Genomic DNA, 21,154 nt, shown 5'->3' with positions numbered 1-21,154 from the left:
ACCAGGCCGGGTACCGCCGCCTAGCTGGTCAGGACGAACCTCTCCCAGGACCCGACCGACGTGCGGTTGGCGATCAACGAGCCCGCCCCCGCGTTCTCGGCGGCCACGATCTGGTTGTTGGCCAGAGCCCGCAGGCCGACCGTGCCGTCCGAGTTGTTGATGATCTGGAAGGTCTCCCACGGACCGACCGTCGTCCGGTTCGCGATCAACGGACTCGCGCCCGCGTTGTCAGCGCAGACGTACATCCCGTTGGCCCGCGAGCGCAGGGCGATGTTGCCGTTGCCGGCGTCCACCCGGTCGAACTGCTCGGTCGTCGAGACGCTGGCCTTGTTGGCGATCAGCGGGTTGGTGCCGACGGCCGACACGTACTGGTTGTTGATCTGCGCCCGCAGCGTGATCCCTCCGCTGGGGGTGGTGGTGCCGGTGGTGAAGGTGAACGCGTCGAGGTCGAACAGGTTGCCCGAGCCGCCCTTGAAGACCAGGTACAGCGTGGTCGACGCGGTCGGCGGGTTGCTGATCGCGCCGGACACCTCGGTGAAGGTCTCCCAGCTACCGGTCACCGGCACCGTGACGGTGCCCAGCAGGCTGCCGGTGGCGGACCCGGCACGGACCTCGATGGTGCCGCCGGCACCGGCCGAGGAGACCCGGGCGGTGAACCGGGTCGCGTTCGACAGGTTGTACGGCTGGTACGAGATCCAGTCGTTGTTCTCGATGAACCCGGCGGTGCGACCACCCTCGGCGTTGGTGTGGTCGGTGGCCTGGACACCGGACTGGGCGCTGAAGTGCTCACCCTGGCGGTGCTTCGGTTGCAGGGTCCTGATGCTGTGCGTGGTGAGCCCACCGTTGTCGGTGTAGGCGGCGTCGAAGACTCCGTAGATGTTGGCCGCGGAGTCGTGCTCACCGTCGGTCGGGACGGTGATGGAGCCGCTGCAACCGGTCTTCGAGGTGATCTGGTGCGCGTGGCTGTCGTGGCCCAGCGCGTAGGTCAGGCTCACCTTGGAGCAGTCGATCGTGCCGTCCTGCGGGTCGCTCACCGAGATCTGGTACGACACGGTGTCACCGAAGCTGAACAGCTGCCCGTCGGTGGGCGAGGTGAGCGTCACCGTCGGCGCGGTGTTCCCCACGGTGATGACCAGGCTCGCCGTGCCGGACTGGCCGGTCGGGTCGGTGACCTTCAGGGTGGGGGAGTAGGTGCCGTTGGTGGTGTACGTCTTGGTGGGGTTGGCCGCCGTCGAGGTGGTGCCGTCGCCGAAGGTCCACAGGTAGCTGAGTGCCCCACCCTCCGGGTCGGAGCTGCCGGCCGACGAGAAGTTGACGGTCAGCGGGTTGGACCCCGACGTGGGATTGGCCGAGGCGACCGCGATCGGGCTGCGGTTGCCACCACCGATGTACTCGATCCGGAAGAGCGCCTGGTTGTTCGAGCCGGTGCCGTAGTCCAGCACGTAGAGCGCGCCGTCCGGACCGAAGGCCATGTCCATGACCTGGGTGCCGCTCCACGGGAAGTTGGAGATCTCCCCGCGCGAGCCGTCGGAGTTGACCTTGATGGCCTTGATCCAACGGCGGCCGTACTCGCCGGCGAAGAACTGGCCGTCCAGCGACGACGGGAACTTGATGCTGGAGTTGAGCGAGGCGTTGTACCGGTAGACCGGCCCACCCATCGGCGACTCGGAGCCGCTGCCGAACTCCGACGGAGACCCGGAGTCGCCGGCGTACTTGATCCAGGCCGGCTTCGCCGCGGGCAGCGTGCCGAGGCCGGTGTTGCGGAACGAGTTGTTGGTCGGCCCGCCCGTGCAGTTGTACTTGGACTGCGACGGCCCGGACGGGAAGGTGTACTCGTTGTACGTCTCGCTGCTGGTGTTGGCACCGGTGCAGTACGGCCAGCCGTAGTTGCCGGGCGCCGCGATGCGGTTGAACTCGACCTGACCCTGGGGGCCCCGGCTGGAGTTCGTGGACCCGGCGTCGGGGCCGTAGTCGCCGAGGTAGACGACGCCGGTGGCCTTGTCGACGCTCATCCGGAACGGGTTGCGCAGACCCATCGCGTAGATCTCGGGCCGGGTGTTGGCCGTGCCGGGAGCGAACAGGTTGCCCGACGGGATGGTGTACGTGCCGTCGGCCTGCGGCGTGATCCGCAGGACCTTGCCCCGCAGGTCGTTGGTGTTGCCCGCCGAGCGCTGGGCGTCGAACTGCGGGTTGCGGTTGGTCCGCTCGTCCAGTGGCGCGTAGCCGGACGACTCGAACGGGTTGGTGTCGTCGCCGGTGGTCAGGTACAGGTTGCCGGCGGCGTCGAAGTCCAGGTCACCGCCGACGTGGCAGCACTGCCCACGGTCGTTGGCGACCTGGAGCACGATCTTCTCGCTGCCCAGGTTGAGCGTGTCGTCGCTGTTGAGGGTGAACCGGGACAGCCGCAGGTGCCCCTTCCACCGGTCCCAGTCCGACTGCGAGCCGGTGGTCGGCGCGTCGCCGGACGGGGTGCTCAGCGTGGGCGAGTAGTACAGGTAGATCCACCGGTTGCTGGCGAAGTTCGGGTCGACGGCGACGCCCTGCAACCCCTCCTCGTCGTGGGTGTAGACCGACAGGGTGCCGGAGACCTTGGTGTTGCCGGCCACGTCGGTCACCCGCAGGACGCCGTTGCGGGCGGTGTGCAGCACCGAACGGTTGGGCAGGACGGCCAGGGACATGGCTTCGCCCAGCTCGGCGGAGCCGTTGGCGAGTTTGACCTGCTGGTAGTCGGAGGCGGGGATGACCGCCGCCTGAGCGGTGGACGGTGCGGCCACGGCCAGGGTCACGCTCGCGACGGTGGTGACCGCCGCGACGAGGACCCGGGGCCAGCGCCGGGGGTACGAGAACATGATCGTCCTTTCTCGACGACCGGGGGACGGGCGCGCGGGGGCACGCCACGACCAGGTGGGGGTGTGGTGGAGAACGAGCGGGGGACCAGGTCAGTTGGTGGTGACGAGGTCGAACTTCTCCCACTGACCGATGGAGGTCCGGTTGGCGATCAGCGGGGAGTTGCCCCCGTTGTCAGCGGAGACGTAACGGTTGTTCACCGTGGCCCGCAGGCTCACCGTGCCGTCGGAGTTGCGCACGAGCTGGAACGTCTCCCAGGAGCCGGCGGTGGCCCGGTTGGCGATCAGCGGGGAGTTGCCGGAGTTCTCGGCCGCGACGAACTGCCCGTTGCCCTTGGCGCGCAGCCCCACGTTGCCGTTGGCGAGGTTGACCAGGTCGAACCGCTCGGTCGTCCCGACGGAGGTCTTGTTGGCGATCAGCGCGGTGGTGGCGTTCGGCGCGCTCACGAACTTGCTGTTGGCGCGGGCCTTCAGGGTGGAGCCGGCGGCGGTGGGCGGCGGAGTCGTCGGCGGAGTCGTCGTCCGCGGCGAGCAGTCGGCGCTCACCGCACCCGAGGCGACCTGGAGACCGCCGAGCAGCATCCTGGTGAAGTTCGGGTCGGTGTACGACGCCTCGGTGTGCCCGAGGCCGGTGTACCAGGCCCGGCCGTTGCCGACCGCCTTGCACCAGGTGATCGGGTGGTCGCCGCTCATGTTGCCGCCGCTGTAGGACGACTCGTCGAGGCTGGCCAGGACCCGCACGGTGGACCGGGGGTTGGTGCGGTAGTTGTACCACTCGTCGGAGCGGGACCAGGTGGCGGGCAGGTGCGCGGTCGACGGGTTGGTCTGGTCCTCGATCTTCACGGTCGCCGTCTGGATCGCCGGGTGCGAGTCGAACCACGCCCCGACCAGCGCGCCGTACCACGGCCAGCTGTACTCGGTGTCGGCGGCGGCGTGCACGCCGACGTACCCGCCGCCGGCGGCGATGTACGACTCGAAGGCCGTCTGCTGGCTGGCGTTGAGGACGTCACCGGTCGTCGACATGAAGACCACCGCCTGGTACTGGGCCAGGTTGGAGGTGGTGAACTGAGCGGCATCCTCGGTCGCGGTCACGCTGAAACCGTTGGCGGAGCCGAGCTGCTGGATCGCGGCGATGCCGTTGGGGATGGCCGAGTGGCGGAAGCCGGCGGTCTTGCTGAACACCAGGACCTTGGTCAGCGGTGCGGCCGAGGCCTGCGTGGGCAGGGCTACCAGGCCGGCCATCAACACGGCCAGGCCGGTGACGAGGGCCAACAGGCGGGGACGGGAACGCATGGTCTTGCTCCTCTGCTGAGCGTGGACCTCAGGCTGTGCACACGGGCAGGCCGGAGGCCACAGTGGCGGTGGTGCGGAAGCCGGGCCGCCGATGCTCGGCTGAGGTGGTGCGGGGTGGTGGGGGATGGGGCGCGTCACCAGCCGATTACCCCCGGCCAACACTGTGGACGGTCGGATTGTATCGACTGGCATCGCTGACGCAGTAAACCTCCGATGTCTGCGCCCCGTCAAGCCCACGTTCACCGGCCCGGGTGCCCGCTGGCGCGGCCGGCGCCGGTGCCGCGCACGACGTGTGGCCGGCGGCGGGTACACCGACTAAGATGGGGAAATTCTCGCCGGGCACACCCGTGTCGCAGCCGTTCTGACCCGCCACGGCCGATGCGCGACTGTCGCGAGACTGCGATTGCCTCAGACCGCCATGCGGATCAGATTGGCGCTCGGCCCCGGCAGTTGATCATGGCAAGATGCGACGATTCGACGCGTTCACCCGCTCCGGAAGACACCGTTCCCGCCCCGGAGCGCCTCCTTCAGCGCGACGAGCACGACGAGCACCGCCGCCACCCGCAGGGCGTCCCCGGCGGACGTCCGCACACCGCACTCGACCCGGTCGAGACGGCGACGCGATGTCTGGCGCTCACCGTCGGCGGCGTCGACGCGGGCCGGTCAGCGCCCGAGGACGAGGTAGGCGAGGCCGAGGACGCCCCGGTAGCCATCGACGTACTGGCGCAACCGCTCGTCGAGTTCCGCGCGGACGTCGGCCGCGCGGGGATCCTCCGGGTACCTCAGCAGCCACTCCTGGCGGCCCGCGAGCCAGGTGGACTCGAAGTCGTCCCACTCCCGTTGGTCGGCGGTGCTCAGGTGCAGCACCCGCCAACCGCGCTCGCGGGCGGCCTCGACCAGCCCGGGCAGGCGCGCGACCTCCGGGCCGAAGACCCCGGCGATCTCCGCCGTGGGGGACCGCTCCCAGTACGCGTCGCCGAACAGCAGCCGCCCACCGGGCCGGAGCAGGGCGGCGAGGGCGTCGAGGGCGGCCCCGGTGCCGCCGAAGGCGTGTGCCGACCCGATACACAGGACCCGGTCGGCCGGCTCCTGCCAGGCCGCCACCTCCCCCATGACGAAGGCGACGTGTCGGTGCAGTGATCGTTGCGTGGCCAACCGCCGCCCACGGGCCAGCGCCGCGTCGTCGGTGTCGACGCCGACGCCCCGGGTCGCCACCGGGCCGGACACACCCCCGGCCGCGACCGCCCGCAGCAGCAGCTCACCCCAACCGCAGCCGAGGTCGAGGACGCGCGCGCCGGGGCGGACGTCGAGCCGTTGCAGCAGCAGCGCGGCGTGCTCCGGTGAGAGCGGAGTGTTCCAGCGCATCCGCGCGTAACGGCTGGCGGTGAGGTGGTCGGCTGACTGCATCCGTTGAGGGTGCCAAGTCGTGATCGTCGGCGTGCGCCGGGTCCGGTGCCCGCGCGTACGGCAGGATCGGTGTGGTGGACGCGCAGCGGTCGGGGCCGTTTCGGCGGCCGACCCCGCAGGAGGTGGCGGCGGCGGCGGGCCGGGGCCTGGCCGACGTGATCGGCCCCGGCCTGCGGGTGCTGTTCTGCGGCTTCAACCCGGGTCTCTACTCCGCCGCCGTGGGGTTGCCCTTCGCCCGCCGGGGCAGCCGGTTCTGGCCGGCTCTGCGCCGTGGTGGTTTCACCGACCGGGAGTTGCACCCGTGGGAGCACGACGAGTTGCTGCGTCAGGGCCTGGGCATCACCAGCCTGAGCAACCGGGCCACCGCCCGCGCCGCCGAGCTGACGTCGGACGAGATGGTGGCCGGGGTGACGGGATTGGCCGTGAAGGCCGAGCGGTACCGGCCGCGGTGGGTGGCCGTCCTCGGGGTGACCGCGTACCGGATCGCCTTTGTCCGGCCCAGGGCCGGGCTGGGTCCGCAGCCGGATCGGCTGGGCCCGGCCCGGGTCTGGGTGTTGCCCAACCCCAGCGGCCTGAACGCGCACTTTCCGCTGCCGGCGCTGACCGCCGAGTTCGCCAGGCTGCGGCAGGAGCTCGACCCCTAAGGCGTGGCTTCCACGGCGGCGAGCCCCTGGTAGTAGGGCCGCATGGCGGGGTGGTAGTCGTCGAACTGCGGGCGGGGTGAGCCGTCCCGGGAGGCGACGAGCAGGTCCAGGTAGTACTCCCAGCCGGCGCCGACCTCGGCGATGCCCGCCACGCTGCCGAGGTGCTGGACGAACCGCAACTCGGTGCTGCCGTCGCTTTCGGTCAGCGCCAGCTCCAGCCGCCAGGTGCCGTAGCTGTCGATCATCGATACGGCGAGGCGTCGCTGCGGCTCGCACGCGTCGATGTGGACCTCACACCAGGGCTGCTGCTCCTCGTACGCCATCTGGACCCGGATGGTCCGTCCGGGCGCGGCGTCGCCCTCCCAGGGGCCGAACCAGCGGGCCGTGCGTTCCGACTCGGTCAGGCTGGCCCAGACGTCCGCCGCCGGGGCGCGGAAGGTCCGGGTGAGGACGAGATCGTGGCCGGTGGCGGTGCGGAACAGGCGTCCGGCGGGTGTACGGGTCATGCCGTGTGCTCCCTTCGATGCTCCGCCGGGCCGCTGCCGCGGCGCTCTCGGCGGGTGCGATAGATCTCGGTCTCCAGCGCGTCGAGGTGCCGCTCCCACCGGTCGGCGCCGGCGAGCCCGGCGAGCCAGTCGGCCAGCGGGGCGAGTGGGCCGGGGTCGAGGCGGTAGATCCGCTGTCGGCCGACCAACTCGTCGCGGACCAGCCCGCTCTCGCGCAGCACCCGCAGGTGGCGGCTGATCGCGGGTCGGCTGATCGCGAAGTGTCGGGCGATGTCGCCGGCGGAGAGGGGTGCGTCGCGCAGCATGGTCAGAATGTGCCGTCGCACCGGGTCCGCGATCGCGGTGGCCACCTCGTCCACCCCAAAAGCGTAACCCATGGGTTACGGGTTTGCCGATGCGCTGCGTCGATGGTGGGCACATGATCAGCTGGCCTGGCACCCTGTACGGCATGGCCACCCTGCTCCGCTCCCGGATGACCGACTGGACCGTCGCCGTACCCGTGCTCGCCGTGCTGGTGCTGCTCGCCACCTGGGGGCGGGACCTGCCCGGGCCGATCATCGTGGTGGTCGCGGTACTGCTCGGAGGTGCGGTGCTGGCGGCCGTGCACCACGCGGAGGTGGTCGCGCACCGGGTGGGGGAGCCGTACGGGTCGCTGGTGCTCGCCGTCGCGGTCACCGTGATCGAGGTCGCCCTCATCGTCACACTGATGATCAGCGGGCCGGAGAAGACCCAGTCGCTCGCCCGCGACACCGTCTTCGCCGCCGTCATGATCACCTGTAACGGCATCCTCGGCCTGTCCCTGCTGCTCGGGGCGCTGCGCCGTCGCGTCGCCGTCTTCAACCCGGAGGGCACCGGTGGCGCGCTGGCCACCGTGATCACCCTGGCCACGTTGAGTCTGGTCATCCCGACCTTCACCACGGCCCGGCCCGGCCCGGAGTTCAGCCCGGCCCAACTCGCCTTCGCCGCCGTCGCGTCGCTGGCCCTGTACGGGCTGTTCGTGCTGGTGCAGACCGGCCGGCACCGCGACTATTTCCTGCCGGTCGACAGCCAGGGCCGGGTGATCGACGCCGAGGAGCACGCCAAACCGCCGACGACCCGCGCGGCACTGGTCAGCCTGGGGCTGCTGCTGGTGGCGCTGATCGCCGTGGTGGGTGACGCCAAGACCGTCTCGCCAACCATCGAGGCCGGTGTCGCCGCCGCGAACCTGCCGCACGCGTTCGTCGGTGTGATCATCGCCCTGCTGGTGCTGCTGCCGGAGACCCTCGCCGCCGCCCGCGCCGCGCGCCGCGACCGCGTACAGATCAGCCTGAACCTCGCGCTCGGCTCCGCGATGGCCAGCATCGGCCTGACCATCCCGGCCATCGCGATCGCCTCGATCTGGCTGGACGGCCCCCTGCTGCTCGGCCTCGGCGGCACCCAACTCGCCCTGCTCGCGCTGACCGCGGTCACCGCGGTGCTGACCGTCGTGCCGGGCCGGGCCAACGTGCTGCAGGGTGGCGTACACCTGGTGTTGCTTGCCGCCTTCGTCTTCCTGGCCGCGAGTCCCTGACCGGCGGCTGCCGGCTCAGCCGGCAGGCGGCGGGTCGCCGACGAGCGGGGCCTCTCCCGTTGATCGACTCGGTTTTCCTGAAACCGGGGCATCAACGACGGTCGGACACCGCGACTTCGGTGAAACCGAGTCGATCACGGCGTTCGGTGCGCGGCGCGGTGCCATAGGTTGGTGGACATGACGGTGGCGTGGGTGGTGGCGGGGATCGGTGTGGCGGTCGCGGGACTGGCCTACGTGGTGGTGCTTCGGCGCGGGCGCTCCGCGCCCGGCGACGACCTCGCCGGGCGGGACGCCCGCGCCCGGCAGCAGCGGTACGAGGCCGAGCGGCACGGCGACCAGGGCGACACCTGGCAGCGCGGCCGGGAGTCCAGCGGCTGACGCGGTGAACCATCCGGTGCCCGTGCCCGTGCAACCGACGACGGGCGTGGCGGTCGTATCGTCGGGGTACTGCGCGGCGCGAGCACGGATGTCTGGGAGGCACAGTGGGCACACGGTCAGGACGCGACGCCCGGGGCCCGGTGGCGGCCCTGCTGACCGCCGCCCTGCTGTCGCTCGCCTGCGCCGGGGGCGGGCTGGCCGAGCCGGAGGGCGAGCGCCCCGCACCGGCCCGTTCGCAGGGCTCACCGGGGCCGAACACCACCCGGGCCGACGGCACCACGAGCGTCGCCGAGTTCGAGCAGGACGTCGCCGACGCGCAGACGATCGCCGAACGGTACTGGGCGGCCCAGTTCAAGGAGTCCGGGCAGCGGTTCCAGCCGATCCGGCGGATCACCCCGTACCAGCGGGCGGGCGAGGTGTCCTGCGGCGGCGAGCCACTGCCCCGCAACAACGCCGTCTACTGCTCGCGGGGCGACTTCATCGCCTACGACGTCGCCTGGTCGGTGGCGGCGTTCCGCCAGGTCGGTGACGCGTTCGTGTTCTACCTGCTCGGCCACGAGTACGCCCACGGCATCCAGGTGCGGCTCGGCATCAACTACAGCTTCACCATCCAGCAGGAGTTGCAGGCCGACTGCATGGCCGGCGCGTACCTCGGCGACTCGGTGCGCGCGAAGGCCCTGACCCTGGCCGACGGTGACCTGGACGAGTTCCGCGAGGGGCTGGCGGCCGTGGGCGACGACCCGGACCAGCCGTGGTTCGCGGAGGGCTCGCACGGCACCGCACAGCAGCGCACCGACTCGTTCTTCCGCGGCTACGAGCGTTCCCTGGAGGCCTGCGACCTGGGCTGAGCGGGTTGCCCGGATCACGTCGGTGCCCAGCACGGTCACCGACGGTGCCCGGGCCTGGCAGGATCGCCGGTGTCGGCCACGACCCTGGAGGATCCGCTGAGCAGACACCACCTTGCCGCCGTGCTCTTCGACATGGACGGCACGCTTGTCGACAGCGAGAAGCTGTGGGACGTCGCGTTGGAGGAACTCGCCCGGGAGTACGGCGGCGAACTGTCCGCCGACGCCCGCCGGGCGATCATCGGCACCAGCATGGCGGAGTCGATGCGGCTCCTGCACGACGACCTGGGGCAGCCCGAACGGGACCCGGAGATCAGCGGAGCGTGGATCAACGCCCGGATCCTGGAGTTGTTCCGCGGCGGCCTGCCCTGGCAGCCCGGCGCGTTCGAGCTGCTGCGTGCCGTCCGGGCGGCGCAGATCCCCACCGCGCTCGTCACCTCCAGCCCTCGGGCTCTCGTCGAGATCGCCCTGGACACCCTGGGCCGGGACAACTTCGACGTGGTGGTCGCGGGCGACGAGGTCGTGGCGGCCAAACCGCATCCCGAGCCCTACCTGACCGCGGCCCGGCTGCTGGGCGTGCCGATCGAGCGGTGCGTGGCCATCGAGGACTCGCCGACCGGGGTGGCCAGCGCACGCGCCTCGGGTGCGGCGGTGCTGGCCGTGCCGGCGGAGGTGGCGCTCGCACGCACCGTCGGCGTACACCAGGTGCAGAGCCTGACCGGCGTGGACCTGGCGCTGCTCGCGGCGCTGCTGGCCGATCGGGCCGCGGCCTAGCGAGGAAAGGGGGCCCCGGCGTCCGCCGAGGCCCCCTTTCTTCTTCCGGTCAGTCGTGGGCGATCGCGCCCAGGACGTTGATCCGCGCCGCCCGGATGGCCGGGAGCACCGCGGCCACCACTCCGATGATCGCGGCGAGGCCCAGGAAGACACCCATCTGCCCCCAGGGCAGGATCAGGTCGGTGATCCCCTCGTCTTTGAGTGCCTCGACCACGGCGGCGCCGAGGCCGGTGCCGACCGCCACGCCCAGCAGCGCGCCGAACACGGAGATCACCACCGCCTCCACGGTGATCATGCCCATGGTCTGCGACCGGCGCAGGCCGATCGCCCGCAACAGACCCAACTCCCGGGTCCGCTCCAGCACCGAGAGCGCCAGGGTGTTGATGATGCCGAGTACGGCGATCACGATGGCCAGGGCCAGCAGGATCTGGATCATCGTGAGCAGCCCGTCGAGCTGACCGGTCTGCTGCTTGATGAACGCGTCCCGGTCGGCCACCGACACCTCGGGGCTGTCCGCCAGCAGCGTCTCCACCTGGGGCTGCACGTCGGCGACCCGGGCACCGGGGGCGAGCTGGATGAAGCCCTGGATGGGCTGCGGGATGGTGAAGTCCTGCGCGGCCTGCACCGGCAACGTCACCGGGTTGGTCAACTGGGACGACTCGTAGATGCCGCTGACGGTGTACGTGCGGGCCTCACCGCGGGTCAGCTGCACCGTGACCGTCGAACCCACCGACCAGCCACGCGAGGTGGCCGTGTCGGAACTGGCCAGCATCTGGGTCGGCCCGAGCCGGTCGATGTCACCGGCGGTGGCCTTCGCCCCGAAGATCTGCCGCAGCGACGTGATGTCACTGCTCGCCGCGACCCAGCTGCTCTTGCCGTCGAGCTTCGCCATGTCGCCGTACTCGCCGTCGACCAACTGCACACCGGGCAGGGCCTTGGCCTTGTCCAGCACACCCGGGTCGAAGCTCGGCGGACGCGGACCACCCTGCTGACCGGAGATCACCAACTCGGCCTTGATGGTGTCCTGGGCGAGCGCGCTGATGCTGCCCTTGGCCGAGTCGAGGATCACCGTGACGCCGGTGACCAGCGCGATGCCGACCATCAGCGCGGCGGCGGTGATCGCCGTGCGGCGCGGGTTGCGCCCGGAGTTGAGCCGGCCCAGCTTGCCCGGCACCGACCAGGAGAAGATCGCACCGAGCAGGCTCACCACCGGCCGGCTGATCAGCGGGGTCAGCAGCGCCACACCGATGAAGGCGAACAGCACCCCACCCAGGATGGTGGGCAGCGTGCTGCCGCGGGCGTTGCCGCTGAGCCCCAGGAAGAGCAGCACCGCGCCGATGGCGGTGACCAGCGACCCGGCCACGGTGACCTTGGTCAACGGCCGGTCCGGGGTGGCCACGTCCTGCATGGCCGCGATCGGCGGGATCCGGGACGCCCGCAGCGCCGGCAGCAGGGCCGCCACCACGGTGATGACCAGACCGACCGCGAACGAGCCGATCACCGCGGCCGCCGGCACGCCGATCCCGGCCAGGGTGAGCCCACCGGCCAGCTTGCCGAACAGGAACGCCAGCAGCGCCCCCACCCCGATGCCGGCGGCGAGGCCGAGCACCGAGGCGATCAGGCCCACCGCGATGGCCTCCAACACCACCGAGCCGATGATCTGCCGGCCGCTGGCCCCGATGGCGCGCATCAGCGCCAACTCCCGGGTGCGCTGCGCGACGATGATCGAGAAGGTGTTGAGGATCAGGAACGTGCCGACCAGCAACGCCACCGCGGCGAAGCCGAGCAGGATCTTGTTGAAGAAGGACAGCCCCTCCTTCAGGCTGGCCGCCGCGTCCGCGGCCAGCTGCTCACCGGTCTTCACCTCGAAGTCCGGGCCCAGGGTGCGGGCCACGTCGTCGCGCAGCGTCGTGTCGGAGACCCCACTGGCGGCGTTCACGGTGATGCTGCTGAACGTGTCCGGCTGGCCGAGCATCAGCCGCTGCGCCACCGGCGTGGTGAAGAAGACCTCGTTGACCCCGCCGATCGAGTCCCGGTCGCCGCTGTAACCCATGATGCCGACCAGGGTGAAGTCGCGCTTCTTCGACTCGAACGCGGTGAGCACGCCGATCTTCTGGCCCACCTGCACCTTCGCCGTCGTGGCCAACGCCTTGTTGAGCACGATCTCGTCCTCGGCCTGCGGCGCGCGTCCCTCCCGCAACTGCATCAGCTCGGTCTCGCCGATCCAGTTCTCACCCAACTGCGGCGGGCCGAACGAGGTGACCACCTTGCCGTTGCTGCCGATCACGCGGGCGCCGTCGGCGTTGACGATGCCGGTCGCCGAAGCCACCCCCGGCGCCTGCTTGACCCGTTCCACCACGGCGGCGGGCAGCGGGGCGGACGTCTGCTCGCCCTCCATCTCGCTGAGCTCCACCTTCGGCTTCGCCGCGACGTTCACGTCGATCTCGGAGTAGCCGTCGGCGAAGACCGAGTCGAACGAGCGACCCAGCGTGTCGGTCAACACGAAGGCACCGGAGACGAACATCACCCCGAGCACCACCGCCAGACCGGACAGGATCAGCCGGACCTTGCGGGCCAGCAGACTCTTCATTGTCGCCCGGAACATCAGTTGCCCACCTCGGCCGGAGTGTCCAGCTTCTTCATGGTGTCCAACACCGTCTCGGCGGTCGGCTCGATCAGCTCCGAGACGATCTGCCCGTCGGCGAGGAAGACCACCCGGTCGGCGTACGCCGCGGCGGTCGGGTCGTGGGTGACCATCACGATCGTCTGGCCGTGCTCGCGGACCGAGTTGCGCAGGAAGTTGAGCACCTCCGCGCCGGAGCGCGAGTCCAGGTTGCCGGTCGGCTCGTCCGCGAAGATCACCTCGGGGCGGGAGACCAGCGCCCGCGCGCAGGCCACGCGCTGCTGCTGCCCACCGGAGAGCTGAGCCGGCCGGTGGTCCAGCCGGTCCTTCAGACCGACCGTGGTGATCACCGTGTCGTACCAGGTCGGGTCCGGCTTGCGCCCGGCGATCGAGAGCGGCAGCAGGATGTTCTCCTTGGCGGTCAGCGTGGGCAGCAGGTTGAACTGCTGGAAGATGAAGCCCACCTTGTCGCGGCGCAGCTTCGTCAGCCCCGCGTCACCCAGCCCGGTGACTGTCGTCTCACCGATCGCCACCGTCCCCCGGGTCACCGAGTCCAGGCCGGCGAGGCAGTGCATCAGCGTCGACTTACCCGAACCGGACGGCCCCATGATCGCGGTGAACCGGCCACGTTCGAACTCGGCGCTGACCCCCCGTAGCGCGATGACCTGAGCCTCGCCGCTGCCGTACACCTTCCACACGTCGTTCGCCCGGGCCGCGGCCTGCGCCTGCTGGCCTACCGTCGCGGTCACGTCATCTACCTCTTCCGTCTGTCCGTATGTTCACGCCGCCCCCCGATGGTCCGGCGTGACTGTTCCATCATCGGCGCTGATCACGCCCGCTCCGTCCGCCCACGGGGGGACCCGGCGCGGATTTCCCGCTGCGGGTGGCCCCCGATGTCGGCTCAGGGTTGCCCCTGACCCGATGGTCGGTCGTGCGTGTTTCCGACCCTGCCCTCTCACGTCACAGGAGGGTCAACCCCGCCAGGCCGTCTCCGGTCACGGTAGGTGAGCACGGCAAGCCAGCCGTCCCCCCACGGAGGGATTCCCGGGTACGACCGCTGGGGTAGTCGCCGAACGCCGGCTACGCCCGAGGGCGGATCAGACCCGACTCGTACGCCAGCACCACGGCCTGCACCCGGTCCCGCAGTCGCAGCTTCGTCAGCAGGCGCCCGACGTGGGTCTTCACCGTGGTCTCGCTGACCGACAGCTCCGCCGCGATCTCGGCGTTGGACAACCCCCGTGCCACCTGCACCAGCACCTCGCGTTCCCGGTCGGTGAGCGCGCTGAGCACCGGCGAGGGCGTCGCCGCCGGATCGGGCAGCAGCTCGGCGAAGCGCTCCAGCAGCCGCCGCAGGATCCGCGGCGCGACCACCGCGTCCCCGCCGGCCACCGTGCGGATCGCCGCGATCAACTCCTCGGCGGGCACGTCCTTGGCCAGGAACCCACTGGCACCCGCCCGCAGCGCCCCGACCACGTACTCGTCCAGGTCGAACGTGGTGAGCACCAGCACCCGCACCGGCAGCCGGGCGTCGACGATCGCCCGGGTCGCGGCCACCCCGTCCATGCGGGGCATCCGGATGTCCATCAGCACGACGTCGGGCAGCAGCCGCCGGGACAGCTCCACCGCCTCCACACCGTCGCCTGCCTCGCCGACCACGTCCAGGTCACCCTCGGCCCCCAGCACCATCCGGAAGCCGGTGCGCAGCAGCGGTTGGTCGTCGGCGAGCAGGATCCGTACCGGCCGCGCCGAGGCCCCCCGATCCGTCATCTCGTCTCCCGTTCCGCCGACGCCGTGCCCGCACCGCTCATCCTCGCGTACGCGGGGCGGTGCGTCGCGGACCACGGTAGAGGCCATTCCGCCGCGGTGTCCCGACCGACGCGGCACCGCTTCGGTCGGGCCCGTCAGCGGGTCGCGCTGTCGCGCTGTCGGTCCGTCGGCGGGGTCGCGCTGTCGGTCCGTCGGCGGGGCCGCGCTGTCGCGCTGTCGCCCGAGGGTCCGTCGGCGGGGTCGCTCTGCCGGCGGTGCGGCCGGCGGGGCCGCCGTGCCTCGCGGCGGGGGCGCGGTCAGCGGCCGGCCGGGCACGGCGCGGCGGGCACGGGTGGCCCGCCGGAGGCGGTCACTCGTCGGCGCCGGGCACCACCGGAGCCGAGCGGGCGTCGCGCAGCGGATCGGCGGTCGCCGCGGCGACCGGAAACGGCGGTGGGGTGCCGCCGAAACTCGGGCACAGTGCCTGGTGGCTGCACCAGTCGCAGAGCCGGCTCGGCCGGGGGCGGAAATCCTGCCGGGCGGTGGCCTGCTCGATCGCCCGCCACAACGCCACCACCGTGCGCTCGAAACGGAGCAGCTCGTCGGCGTCCGGCGTGTAGTCCAACACCTCGGCGTCGCGCAGGTAGAGCAACCGCAGCACCCGGGGCACCACCCCCCGGGTGCGCCACAACACCAGGGCGTAGAACTTCAGCTGGAACAGCGCCCGCGCCTCGAACGCCTCCCGTGGCGCGCCCCCGGTCTTGTAGTCGACCACCCGCAGCGCGCCGTCCGGAGCGACGTCGAGCCGGTCGAGATAGCCCCGGATCAGCAACTCCTCGTCGACCACCGCCGAGATCAGGCTCTCCCGTTCGGCCGGCTCCAGCCGGGTCGGGTCCTCCACCGCGAAGTAGCCCTCCAACAGCCCCGCCGCCGAGCGGAGGAACTCCACCGGGCCGGCCGGCTCCGCCCCGTCGAAGAGCCCGGCCAGCTCCGGCTGCTCGGTGACCAGCCGGTCCCACTGCGGGGCCACCAGATCGCCGGCCGCCGCCGGTGTGCGGCCCTGCGCGGGCAGGTCGAACAGGCGCTCCAGCACCGCGTGCACCAACGTGCCCCGGGCCTGCTCGACGGTCGTGCGCTCGGGCAGCCGGTCGATGCTGCGGAACCGGTAGAGCAGTGGGCAGGTCTTGAAATCCGCCGCCCGCGACGGCGACAGCGAGGCCCGCACCGTCGGCGGCGCCTGCGCCGGGGAGGTGGGCTGGGTGGTGGTGACCGGTTCCGCCGTCATGTCGGCAAAGGTTAGGGCACCGGTGTGACACCTACCGCCGCCCGCCCCGCACGGCGACGGTCCGTAGCATCGTGGCGATGGAGCAGACATCCCGGCCGCCGCGCCGACCCGATCGGCGTCTCGGCCTGAACGTCGGCCGTGTGTTCGGGGTGCCGCTGCACCTCAACGGCTCCATGGTCCTGCTCGCGGTGTTCATCGCCGTGCTGTACGCCGAGTTCGCCCGCCGGCAGCTGGACCTGCCGCAGATCAGCGGCTACCTGATCGGCTTCGGGTTCGTCGTGTCGCTGCTCGGCTCGGTGCTCCTGCACGAGCTGGGCCACGCCCTCACCGCCCGGCGCTACGGCATCGGTGTGCGCGGAATCACCCTGGAACTGCTGGGCGGGTACACCGAGATGGACCGGGACGCCCCGTCGCCCCGCGTCGACCTGCTGGTCTCGCTGGCCGGTCCGGCGGTCTCCGCGGTGCTCGGCGTCCTCGCGGTCGCCGCCACCCTCGCCCTGCCCGAACGGACGGTGGCGCACCAGCTCGCCTTCCAACTCGCCGTCAGCAACGTCATCGTCGCCCTGTTCAACAGCCTGCCCGGGCTGCCCCTGGACGGCGGCCGGGCGCTGCGCGCCGCAGTGTGGGGGCTGACCCACGACCGGCACCTCGGCACCGAGGTCGCCGGGTGGGCCGGCCGGGTCGTCGCGGTCGGCACCGCAGCCCTGGTCGGGCTGCTCACCGTGGCCGACTACCTGGCACCGCTCGCGCTGCCGCTGATGCTGCTTGTCGCCATCACCCTCTGGCGCGGCGCCGGGCAGGCCATCCGGGCCGCCCGGGTCAGCCGCCGGTTCCCGCTGATCGACCTCTCCCGGCTGGCCCGCCCGGTCTGGCCGGTGGCCACCGGAACGCCCCTGGCCGAGGCCCAGCGCCGACGCGCCGAAGGTGGGCAGCCCACCTCGGCTCTGCTGGTCACCGACTCCACCGGCCGGCCGGTGGCGCTCGTCGACCCGGCCGCCGCCGACGCGGTGCCCGTCGACCGCCGACCGTGGTTGGCGGTGGACTCCGTCGCCCGCGCACTGGGCACACTTCCCGCGCTGGAGGTCGGGCTGGACGGCGAGCGGGTGATGGAGGCCGTACAGGCCCACCCGGGCGCGCAGTACGTGGTGACGTCAGGCGAAGATGTCGTCGGCATTCTGCACATCGCGGACCTGGCACAGCTCCTCGAACCCAACCGGAAGATGACACCGTGACCGCAACTCCCTCCACCGTCGGAGCCGACCCCACCACCCCGGCGCTGACACCCGTGCACCGTGGGCCGTTCCGGCCCGGCGACCGGGTCCAGCTGACCGACCCCAAGGGGCGGATGCACACAGTGACGCTGGAGCCCGGCAAGGAGTTCCACACCCACCGCGGCATCCTGGCGCACGACACGCTGATCGGGCTCCCCGACGGCAGCGTGGTGACCACCGCCGGTGGCGGCACCGCGTTCCTCGCCCTGCGGCCGCTCCTGTCGGACTACGTGCTGTCCATGCCGCGCGGCGCCCAGGTGATCTACCCGAAGGACTCGGCGCAGATCGTCGCCATGGGCGACATCTTCCCCGGCGCGAAGGTCCTCGAGGCCGGCGCCGGCTCCGGCGCGCTGAGCTGCTCCCTGCTGCGGGCCGTCGGCACCGAGGGCGAGCTGCACTCGTTCGAGCTGCGCGACGACTTCGCCCAGATCGCCAAGCGCAACGTCGAGGCGTTCTTCAACGGGCCGCACCCGTCGTGGCACCTGCACGTCGGTGACGTCGCCACGTGTCAGGAGACCGGCTTCGACCGGATCATCCTGGACATGCTGACCCCCTGGGAAACTCTCGACATGGTCGAGCGGGCGCTGGTCCCCGGCGGGGTGTTCATCGGCTACGTCGCCACCACGCCGCAGCTGTCCGAGCTGGTGGAGGCGCTCCGCGAGCGCGGCGGCTGGACCGAGCCGCGCGCCTGGGAGTCGCTGGTGCGCGACTGGCACGCCGAGGGCCTCGCCGTCCGTCCGGACCACCGGATGATCGCGCACACCGCGTTCCTGGTGTCCGCGCGCAAGCTGGCCCCCGGGGTCACCGCGCCGCCGCGCCGCCGCAAGCCCAGCAAGGGCACCGAGGCGTACGCGCAGCGCCGCCAGGACCTGCGCGCGGCGGAGGCGGCCCGACAGGCCGCCGCCGTGGCGGCAGACGCCCAGTCCGACGGTACGGGGGAGATGGACAGGCCGTGACCATCGAGCTGGCCGCCGGCACCGCCGAGCAGGGGGAGGCGCTGGCATGAGCCGACCGGGCTACGGCGGCGGTGACCTCCCCGCCGTCTTTCCCGACTGGTCGCCCTACCAGGATCTGGAATCGGCGGCGCGGGCCTACCTGCGCGACCCGGACGTCGCACTGGAGGCCCTCGGCGGCGTGCTGCGCGGCGCGTCGGTGCTCGGCTTCACCCTGGAACGCTTCGTCAACGAGGTCAACGGTGTGTGGCAGGAGGTCGTCGTCTGCGACGGCAGCCGGCTGATCCTGTGGCACGGCGAGGACGTGCCGCCGGAGGAGGGCCCTGCGGGCTCGATGACGTCGTCGTTGCGGGTCGTGCCGGTCTCCACCGTCACCGAGGTCGGCTGCCGGCGGCGGCTCAACCGTTCCGAGAACGGCGAGATCCGGGTCGACAGCATCGACGTCTACCTGCTGCTCACCTCACTGGACGAGGCGCCGCCGAGCGAGGAGATGGTCGGCACACCACGCCACGACGCGCTGCGCTTCGGCAAGACCCTCGACGACGGCGGTGCCGGGCAGATCGCCCGGTTGGAGGAATTCGCGCGGCTGGTCGCCTCGGTGGTCGGCCGACCGATGCTCTGAGGTGCACCCCATTCCGGCCGGGCCGCGCGGCCCGGCCGGTGGGTGGCTCAGTCGTCCTCGGCGTCCGGACCGGCGACCTCGACACCGTCGCCGCGTACCACGTGGATGCAGTCGCCCGGGCACTCCTTCGCGGAGTCGATCACCTCGAGCCGCAGGTGCTCGGGCACGTCGACGCGGCTGCCCGGCGTCGTCCGCAGCTCACCGTCGGCGCCCTTGACATACGCCAGGCCGTCGATGTCGAACTCGAAAACCTCCGGCGCGTACTGCACGCAGAGCCCATCGCCCGTGCACAGATCCTGGTCCACCCAGACCCGCAGCTGATCGGTCGCGACCTCGGTCACCGGCGCACCCCCCATGTTCTCCCGTCCTACGCTTCGACGGTACCCGAACGCCAGTAACGACCCGTCAGGCCACCCTTGGCGATCAAGGTTCGGTGACGAGGGTGTTGCGTGGGACCGAATCGGCCTCATAGCGGCTAGTGTTAGGGCAGAACGTTCAAGCCCCCCGGGGAGGTGGGACGTGGCAGCACGCAGCGACGACGCGGACTCGCGCGCCGCACGGTGGGAGAAGGAAGCCCACGATCTCTCCACGCAGGTCGCGTTCCTGCAGGAGGAACTCGCTCTGGTGCGTCGTAAGTTGACCGAAAGCCCCCGACACGTCCGGCAGCTCGAAGAGCGGCTGGCGGCCACCCAGGCACAGTTGGCGCGGCTGACCGAGAACAACGACCGGCTGGTGAGCACCCTCAAGGAGGCTCGCACGCAGATCGTGACGCTCAAGGAAGAGATCGACCGGCTCGCGCAACCGCCGAGTGGCTACGGCGTCTTCCTGGCCAAGCACGACGACGGCTCGGTGGACGTCTTCACCGGCGGTCGCAAACTACGGGTCGCGGTCTCACCCTCGCTGGACGTGGGTGACCTGCGCCGTGGTCAGGAGGTCCTGCTCAACGACGCGCTCAACATCGTCGACGCGTTCGGCTATGAGCGGGTCGGTGAGGTCGTGATGCTCAAGGAGATCCTGGAGGGGCCAGGCGGCGGGCCGGGTGACCGGGCGCTCGTGGTCTCGCACTCCGACGAGGAACGCATCGTGCACCTCGCCGAGACCCTCATCGGCTCGGCGATCCGAGCCGGCGACTCGCTCATGATCGAGCCCCGCTCGGCGTACGCGTACGAGCGGATCCCGAAGAGCGAGGTCGAGGAGCTGGTCCTGGAGGAGGTGCCCGACGTCGACTACGGCGACATCGGTGGCCTCCAGTCGCAGATCGAGCAGATCCGCGACGCGGTGGAGTTGCCGTTCCTGCACGCGGACCTGTTCCGTGAGCACCAGCTCCGCCCGCCCAAGGGCATCCTGCTCTACGGCCCGCCCGGCTGTGGCAAGACGCTCATCGCCAAGGCGGTGGCCAACTCGCTGGCCAAGAAGATCGCCGAACGGCAGGGCAAGGAGAAGCACACCAGCTTCTTCCTCAACATCAAGGGCCCCGAGCTGCTCAACAAGTACGTCGGCGAGACCGAGCGGCACATCCGGCTGATCTTCCAGCGTGCACGGGAGAAGGCCGGCGAGGGCACTCCGGTGATCGTGTTCTTCGACGAGATGGACTCGATCTTCCGGACCCGCGGCTCCGGTGTCTCCTCCGACGTGGAGAACACCATCGTCCCGCAGCTGCTCAGCGAGATCGACGGCGTGGAGGGGCTGGAGAACGTCATCGTCATCGGCGCCTCCAACCGGGAAGACATGATCGACCCGGCGATCCTGCGCCCCGGTCGGCTCGACGTGAAGATCAAGATCGAGCGACCGGACGCCGAAGCGGCCAAGGACATCTTCTCCAAGTACATCCTGGCCGGGCTGCCCCTGCACCCGGACGACCTGGCCGAGCACGCGGCCGACCCCCAGGCCACCGTCGCGGCGATGATCGACGCCGTGGTGCTGCGGATGTACTCCGAGACCGAGGAGAACCGCTTCCTCGAGGTCACCTACGCCAACGGTGACAAGGAAGTCCTCTACTTCAAGGACTTCAACTCCGGCGCGATGATCCAGAACATCGTCGACCGGGCGAAGAAGATGGCCATCAAGGAGTTCCTCACCTCCGGACGCAAGGGGCTGCGCCTGCAGCACCTGCTCGACTCCTGCGTCGACGAGTTCCGCGAGAACGAGGATCTCCCCAACACCACCAACCCCGACGACTGGGCCCGCATCTCCGGCAAGAAGGGCGAGCGGATCGTCTACATCCGCACGCTCGTCTCCGGTGGCAAGGGCACCGAGGCCGGGCGGTCCATCGAGACCGCCAGCAACACCGGCCAGTACCTCTGACCGTCGGCGGGGGGGCCCCCCCCCGGGGGGGGGGCGCCCCCCCGGGGGGGCCCCCCCCCCCCCGGGGCCCCCCCCCCCCCCCCCCCCCCCCCCCCCCCCCCCCGGTAC

Annotated in this window: 19 protein-coding genes; 9 read left to right on the top strand and 10 right to left on the bottom strand. The window is 71.2% G+C overall.

Going from position 1 to position 21,154, the window contains the following annotated elements; genetic code table 11:
• Positions 1-20: 20 nt before the first annotated feature.
• The 3 genes from ACGFIW_RS20500 to ACGFIW_RS20490 all read right to left on the bottom strand — a co-directional run bounded on the left by ACGFIW_RS20500 (position 21) and on the right by ACGFIW_RS20490 (position 5,546).
• Positions 21-2,849 (bottom strand): PQQ-dependent sugar dehydrogenase, encoded by a 2,829-nt coding sequence (locus ACGFIW_RS20500; RefSeq protein WP_393317860.1) that lies wholly within the window; start codon positions 2,847-2,849, stop codon positions 21-23.
• Between the two features lie 90 nt (positions 2,850-2,939).
• Complete coding sequence (locus tag ACGFIW_RS20495; protein ID WP_393317858.1) at positions 2,940-4,139, bottom strand: ThuA domain-containing protein; 1,200 nt, start codon at positions 4,137-4,139, stop codon at positions 2,940-2,942.
• A gap of 663 nt (positions 4,140-4,802) precedes the next feature.
• Complete coding sequence (locus tag ACGFIW_RS20490; protein WP_393317855.1) at positions 4,803-5,546, bottom strand: SAM-dependent methyltransferase; 744 nt, start codon at positions 5,544-5,546, stop codon at positions 4,803-4,805.
• 74 nt (positions 5,547-5,620) lie between these two features.
• On the opposite strand from ACGFIW_RS20490, the gene mug reads away from it, so the two are divergent.
• Positions 5,621-6,190, top strand: coding sequence for a G/U mismatch-specific DNA glycosylase (gene mug, locus ACGFIW_RS20485; protein ID WP_393317853.1), 570 nt, complete (start codon positions 5,621-5,623; stop codon positions 6,188-6,190).
• Here the strand turns inward: mug and ACGFIW_RS20480 are convergent.
• Both ACGFIW_RS20480 and ACGFIW_RS20475 read right to left on the bottom strand, forming a co-directional pair.
• A complete protein-coding gene (locus ACGFIW_RS20480; RefSeq protein WP_393317850.1) occupies positions 6,187-6,696 on the bottom strand; it encodes an SRPBCC family protein in 510 nt (169 codons plus the stop codon). The two genes, mug and ACGFIW_RS20480, sit on opposite strands and share 4 nt — an antisense overlap.
• Positions 6,693-7,055, bottom strand: a complete 363-nt coding sequence (locus ACGFIW_RS20475; protein ID WP_393317847.1) for a metalloregulator ArsR/SmtB family transcription factor — start codon at positions 7,053-7,055, stop codon at positions 6,693-6,695. Before ACGFIW_RS20475 ends, ACGFIW_RS20480 begins: the two co-directional genes overlap by 4 nt.
• A gap of 89 nt (positions 7,056-7,144) precedes the next feature.
• On the opposite strand from ACGFIW_RS20475, the gene ACGFIW_RS20470 reads away from it, so the two are divergent.
• The 4 genes from ACGFIW_RS20470 (at position 7,145) to ACGFIW_RS20455 (ending at position 10,242) form a co-directional block, all read left to right on the top strand.
• Positions 7,145-8,245: a calcium:proton antiporter gene (locus ACGFIW_RS20470; RefSeq protein WP_393318508.1), complete on the top strand. Its 1,101-nt coding sequence runs from the start codon at positions 7,145-7,147 to the stop codon at positions 8,243-8,245.
• A gap of 177 nt (positions 8,246-8,422) precedes the next feature.
• Positions 8,423-8,623, top strand: a complete 201-nt coding sequence (locus ACGFIW_RS20465; protein WP_357558820.1) for a hypothetical protein — start codon at positions 8,423-8,425, stop codon at positions 8,621-8,623.
• 104 nt (positions 8,624-8,727) lie between these two features.
• The gene (locus tag ACGFIW_RS20460; protein WP_393317845.1) at positions 8,728-9,471 is read left to right on the top strand and encodes a neutral zinc metallopeptidase; all 744 of its coding nucleotides are present in this window, start codon (positions 8,728-8,730) and stop codon (positions 9,469-9,471) included.
• Positions 9,472-9,591: 120 nt separating this feature from the next.
• Positions 9,592-10,242 (top strand): HAD family hydrolase, encoded by a 651-nt coding sequence (locus tag ACGFIW_RS20455; protein ID WP_393318505.1) that lies wholly within the window; start codon positions 9,592-9,594, stop codon positions 10,240-10,242.
• Positions 10,243-10,291: 49 nt separating this feature from the next.
• Here the strand turns inward: ACGFIW_RS20455 and ACGFIW_RS20450 are convergent, their stop codons facing one another.
• The 4 genes from ACGFIW_RS20450 to ACGFIW_RS20435 form a co-directional block, all read right to left on the bottom strand.
• Positions 10,292-12,847 (bottom strand): ABC transporter permease, encoded by a 2,556-nt coding sequence (locus ACGFIW_RS20450; protein WP_393317842.1) that lies wholly within the window; start codon positions 12,845-12,847, stop codon positions 10,292-10,294.
• Positions 12,847-13,614 (bottom strand): ABC transporter ATP-binding protein, encoded by a 768-nt coding sequence (locus ACGFIW_RS20445; RefSeq protein WP_357074016.1) that lies wholly within the window; start codon positions 13,612-13,614, stop codon positions 12,847-12,849. The genes ACGFIW_RS20450 and ACGFIW_RS20445 overlap by 1 nt, the downstream gene beginning before the upstream one ends.
• 331 nt (positions 13,615-13,945) lie before the next feature.
• Positions 13,946-14,632 carry a response regulator gene (locus ACGFIW_RS20440; RefSeq protein WP_393317840.1) on the bottom strand — a complete coding sequence of 229 codons (687 nt, stop codon included), beginning with the start codon at positions 14,630-14,632 and terminating at the stop codon, positions 13,946-13,948.
• A 349-nt stretch (positions 14,633-14,981) separates the two neighbouring features.
• The gene (locus ACGFIW_RS20435) at positions 14,982-15,896 is read right to left on the bottom strand and encodes a RecB family exonuclease (RefSeq protein WP_393317838.1); all 915 of its coding nucleotides are present in this window, start codon (positions 15,894-15,896) and stop codon (positions 14,982-14,984) included.
• A 77-nt stretch (positions 15,897-15,973) separates the two neighbouring features.
• Between ACGFIW_RS20435 and ACGFIW_RS20430 the strand changes: the two genes are divergently transcribed.
• Genes ACGFIW_RS20430 through ACGFIW_RS20420 form a run of 3 tightly spaced genes read left to right on the top strand, consistent with a single transcriptional unit; the run spans position 15,974 to position 18,742 of the window.
• Complete coding sequence (locus tag ACGFIW_RS20430) at positions 15,974-17,128, top strand: site-2 protease family protein (RefSeq protein ID WP_393317835.1); 1,155 nt, start codon at positions 15,974-15,976, stop codon at positions 17,126-17,128.
• Complete coding sequence (locus ACGFIW_RS20425; protein ID WP_393317833.1) at positions 17,125-18,123, top strand: tRNA (adenine-N1)-methyltransferase; 999 nt, start codon at positions 17,125-17,127, stop codon at positions 18,121-18,123. Before ACGFIW_RS20430 ends, ACGFIW_RS20425 begins: the two co-directional genes overlap by 4 nt.
• A 46-nt stretch (positions 18,124-18,169) precedes the next feature.
• Positions 18,170-18,742 carry a hypothetical protein gene (locus tag ACGFIW_RS20420; RefSeq protein ID WP_393317830.1) on the top strand — a complete coding sequence of 191 codons (573 nt, stop codon included), beginning with the start codon at positions 18,170-18,172 and terminating at the stop codon, positions 18,740-18,742.
• A 47-nt stretch (positions 18,743-18,789) separates the two neighbouring features.
• Here the strand turns inward: ACGFIW_RS20420 and ACGFIW_RS20415 are convergent, their stop codons facing one another.
• Entirely contained in the window at positions 18,790-19,083 is a 294-nt protein-coding gene (locus ACGFIW_RS20415; protein WP_357558812.1) for a ferredoxin, read from the bottom strand.
• A 178-nt stretch (positions 19,084-19,261) separates the two neighbouring features.
• Here ACGFIW_RS20415 and arc point away from each other — a divergent pair, with 178 nt between their 5' ends.
• On the top strand, positions 19,262-21,046 hold the full coding sequence (arc, locus tag ACGFIW_RS20410) for a proteasome ATPase (RefSeq protein WP_393317827.1): 1,785 nt from the start codon (positions 19,262-19,264) through the stop codon (positions 21,044-21,046).
• Positions 21,047-21,154: the final 108 nt, after the last annotated feature.

The organism is Micromonospora sp. NPDC048935, from assembly GCF_043197875.1.
Taxonomy (GTDB): domain Bacteria; phylum Actinomycetota; class Actinomycetes; order Mycobacteriales; family Micromonosporaceae; genus Micromonospora.
Note: the sequence above shows the minus strand (reverse complement) of the source record. Positions and strands in the feature narration are given on the sequence as shown.

Bases quoted from the DNA above. Each gene is read 5' to 3' on its own strand.
- ACGFIW_RS20470 (WP_393318508.1), top strand. From the start codon at position 7,145: ATGGCCACCCTGCTCCGCTCCCGGATGACCGACTGGACCGTCGCCGTA.
- ACGFIW_RS20440 (WP_393317840.1), bottom strand. From the start codon at position 14,632: ATGACGGATCGGGGGGCCTCGGCGCGGCCGGTACGGATCCTGCTCGCC.
- ACGFIW_RS20490 (WP_393317855.1), bottom strand. From the start codon at position 5,546: ATGCAGTCAGCCGACCACCTCACCGCCAGCCGTTACGCGCGGATGCGC.
- ACGFIW_RS20450 (WP_393317842.1), bottom strand. From the start codon at position 12,847: ATGTTCCGGGCGACAATGAAGAGTCTGCTGGCCCGCAAGGTCCGGCTG.
- ACGFIW_RS20465 (WP_357558820.1), top strand. From the start codon at position 8,423: ATGACGGTGGCGTGGGTGGTGGCGGGGATCGGTGTGGCGGTCGCGGGA.
- ACGFIW_RS20480 (WP_393317850.1), bottom strand. From the start codon at position 6,696: ATGACCCGTACACCCGCCGGACGCCTGTTCCGCACCGCCACCGGCCAC.
- ACGFIW_RS20430 (WP_393317835.1), top strand. From the start codon at position 15,974: ATGGAGCAGACATCCCGGCCGCCGCGCCGACCCGATCGGCGTCTCGGC.
- ACGFIW_RS20435 (WP_393317838.1), bottom strand. From the start codon at position 15,896: ATGACGGCGGAACCGGTCACCACCACCCAGCCCACCTCCCCGGCGCAG.
- ACGFIW_RS20420 (WP_393317830.1), top strand. From the start codon at position 18,170: ATGAGCCGACCGGGCTACGGCGGCGGTGACCTCCCCGCCGTCTTTCCC.
- ACGFIW_RS20500 (WP_393317860.1), bottom strand. From the start codon at position 2,849: ATGTTCTCGTACCCCCGGCGCTGGCCCCGGGTCCTCGTCGCGGCGGTC.
- ACGFIW_RS20495 (WP_393317858.1), bottom strand. From the start codon at position 4,139: ATGCGTTCCCGTCCCCGCCTGTTGGCCCTCGTCACCGGCCTGGCCGTG.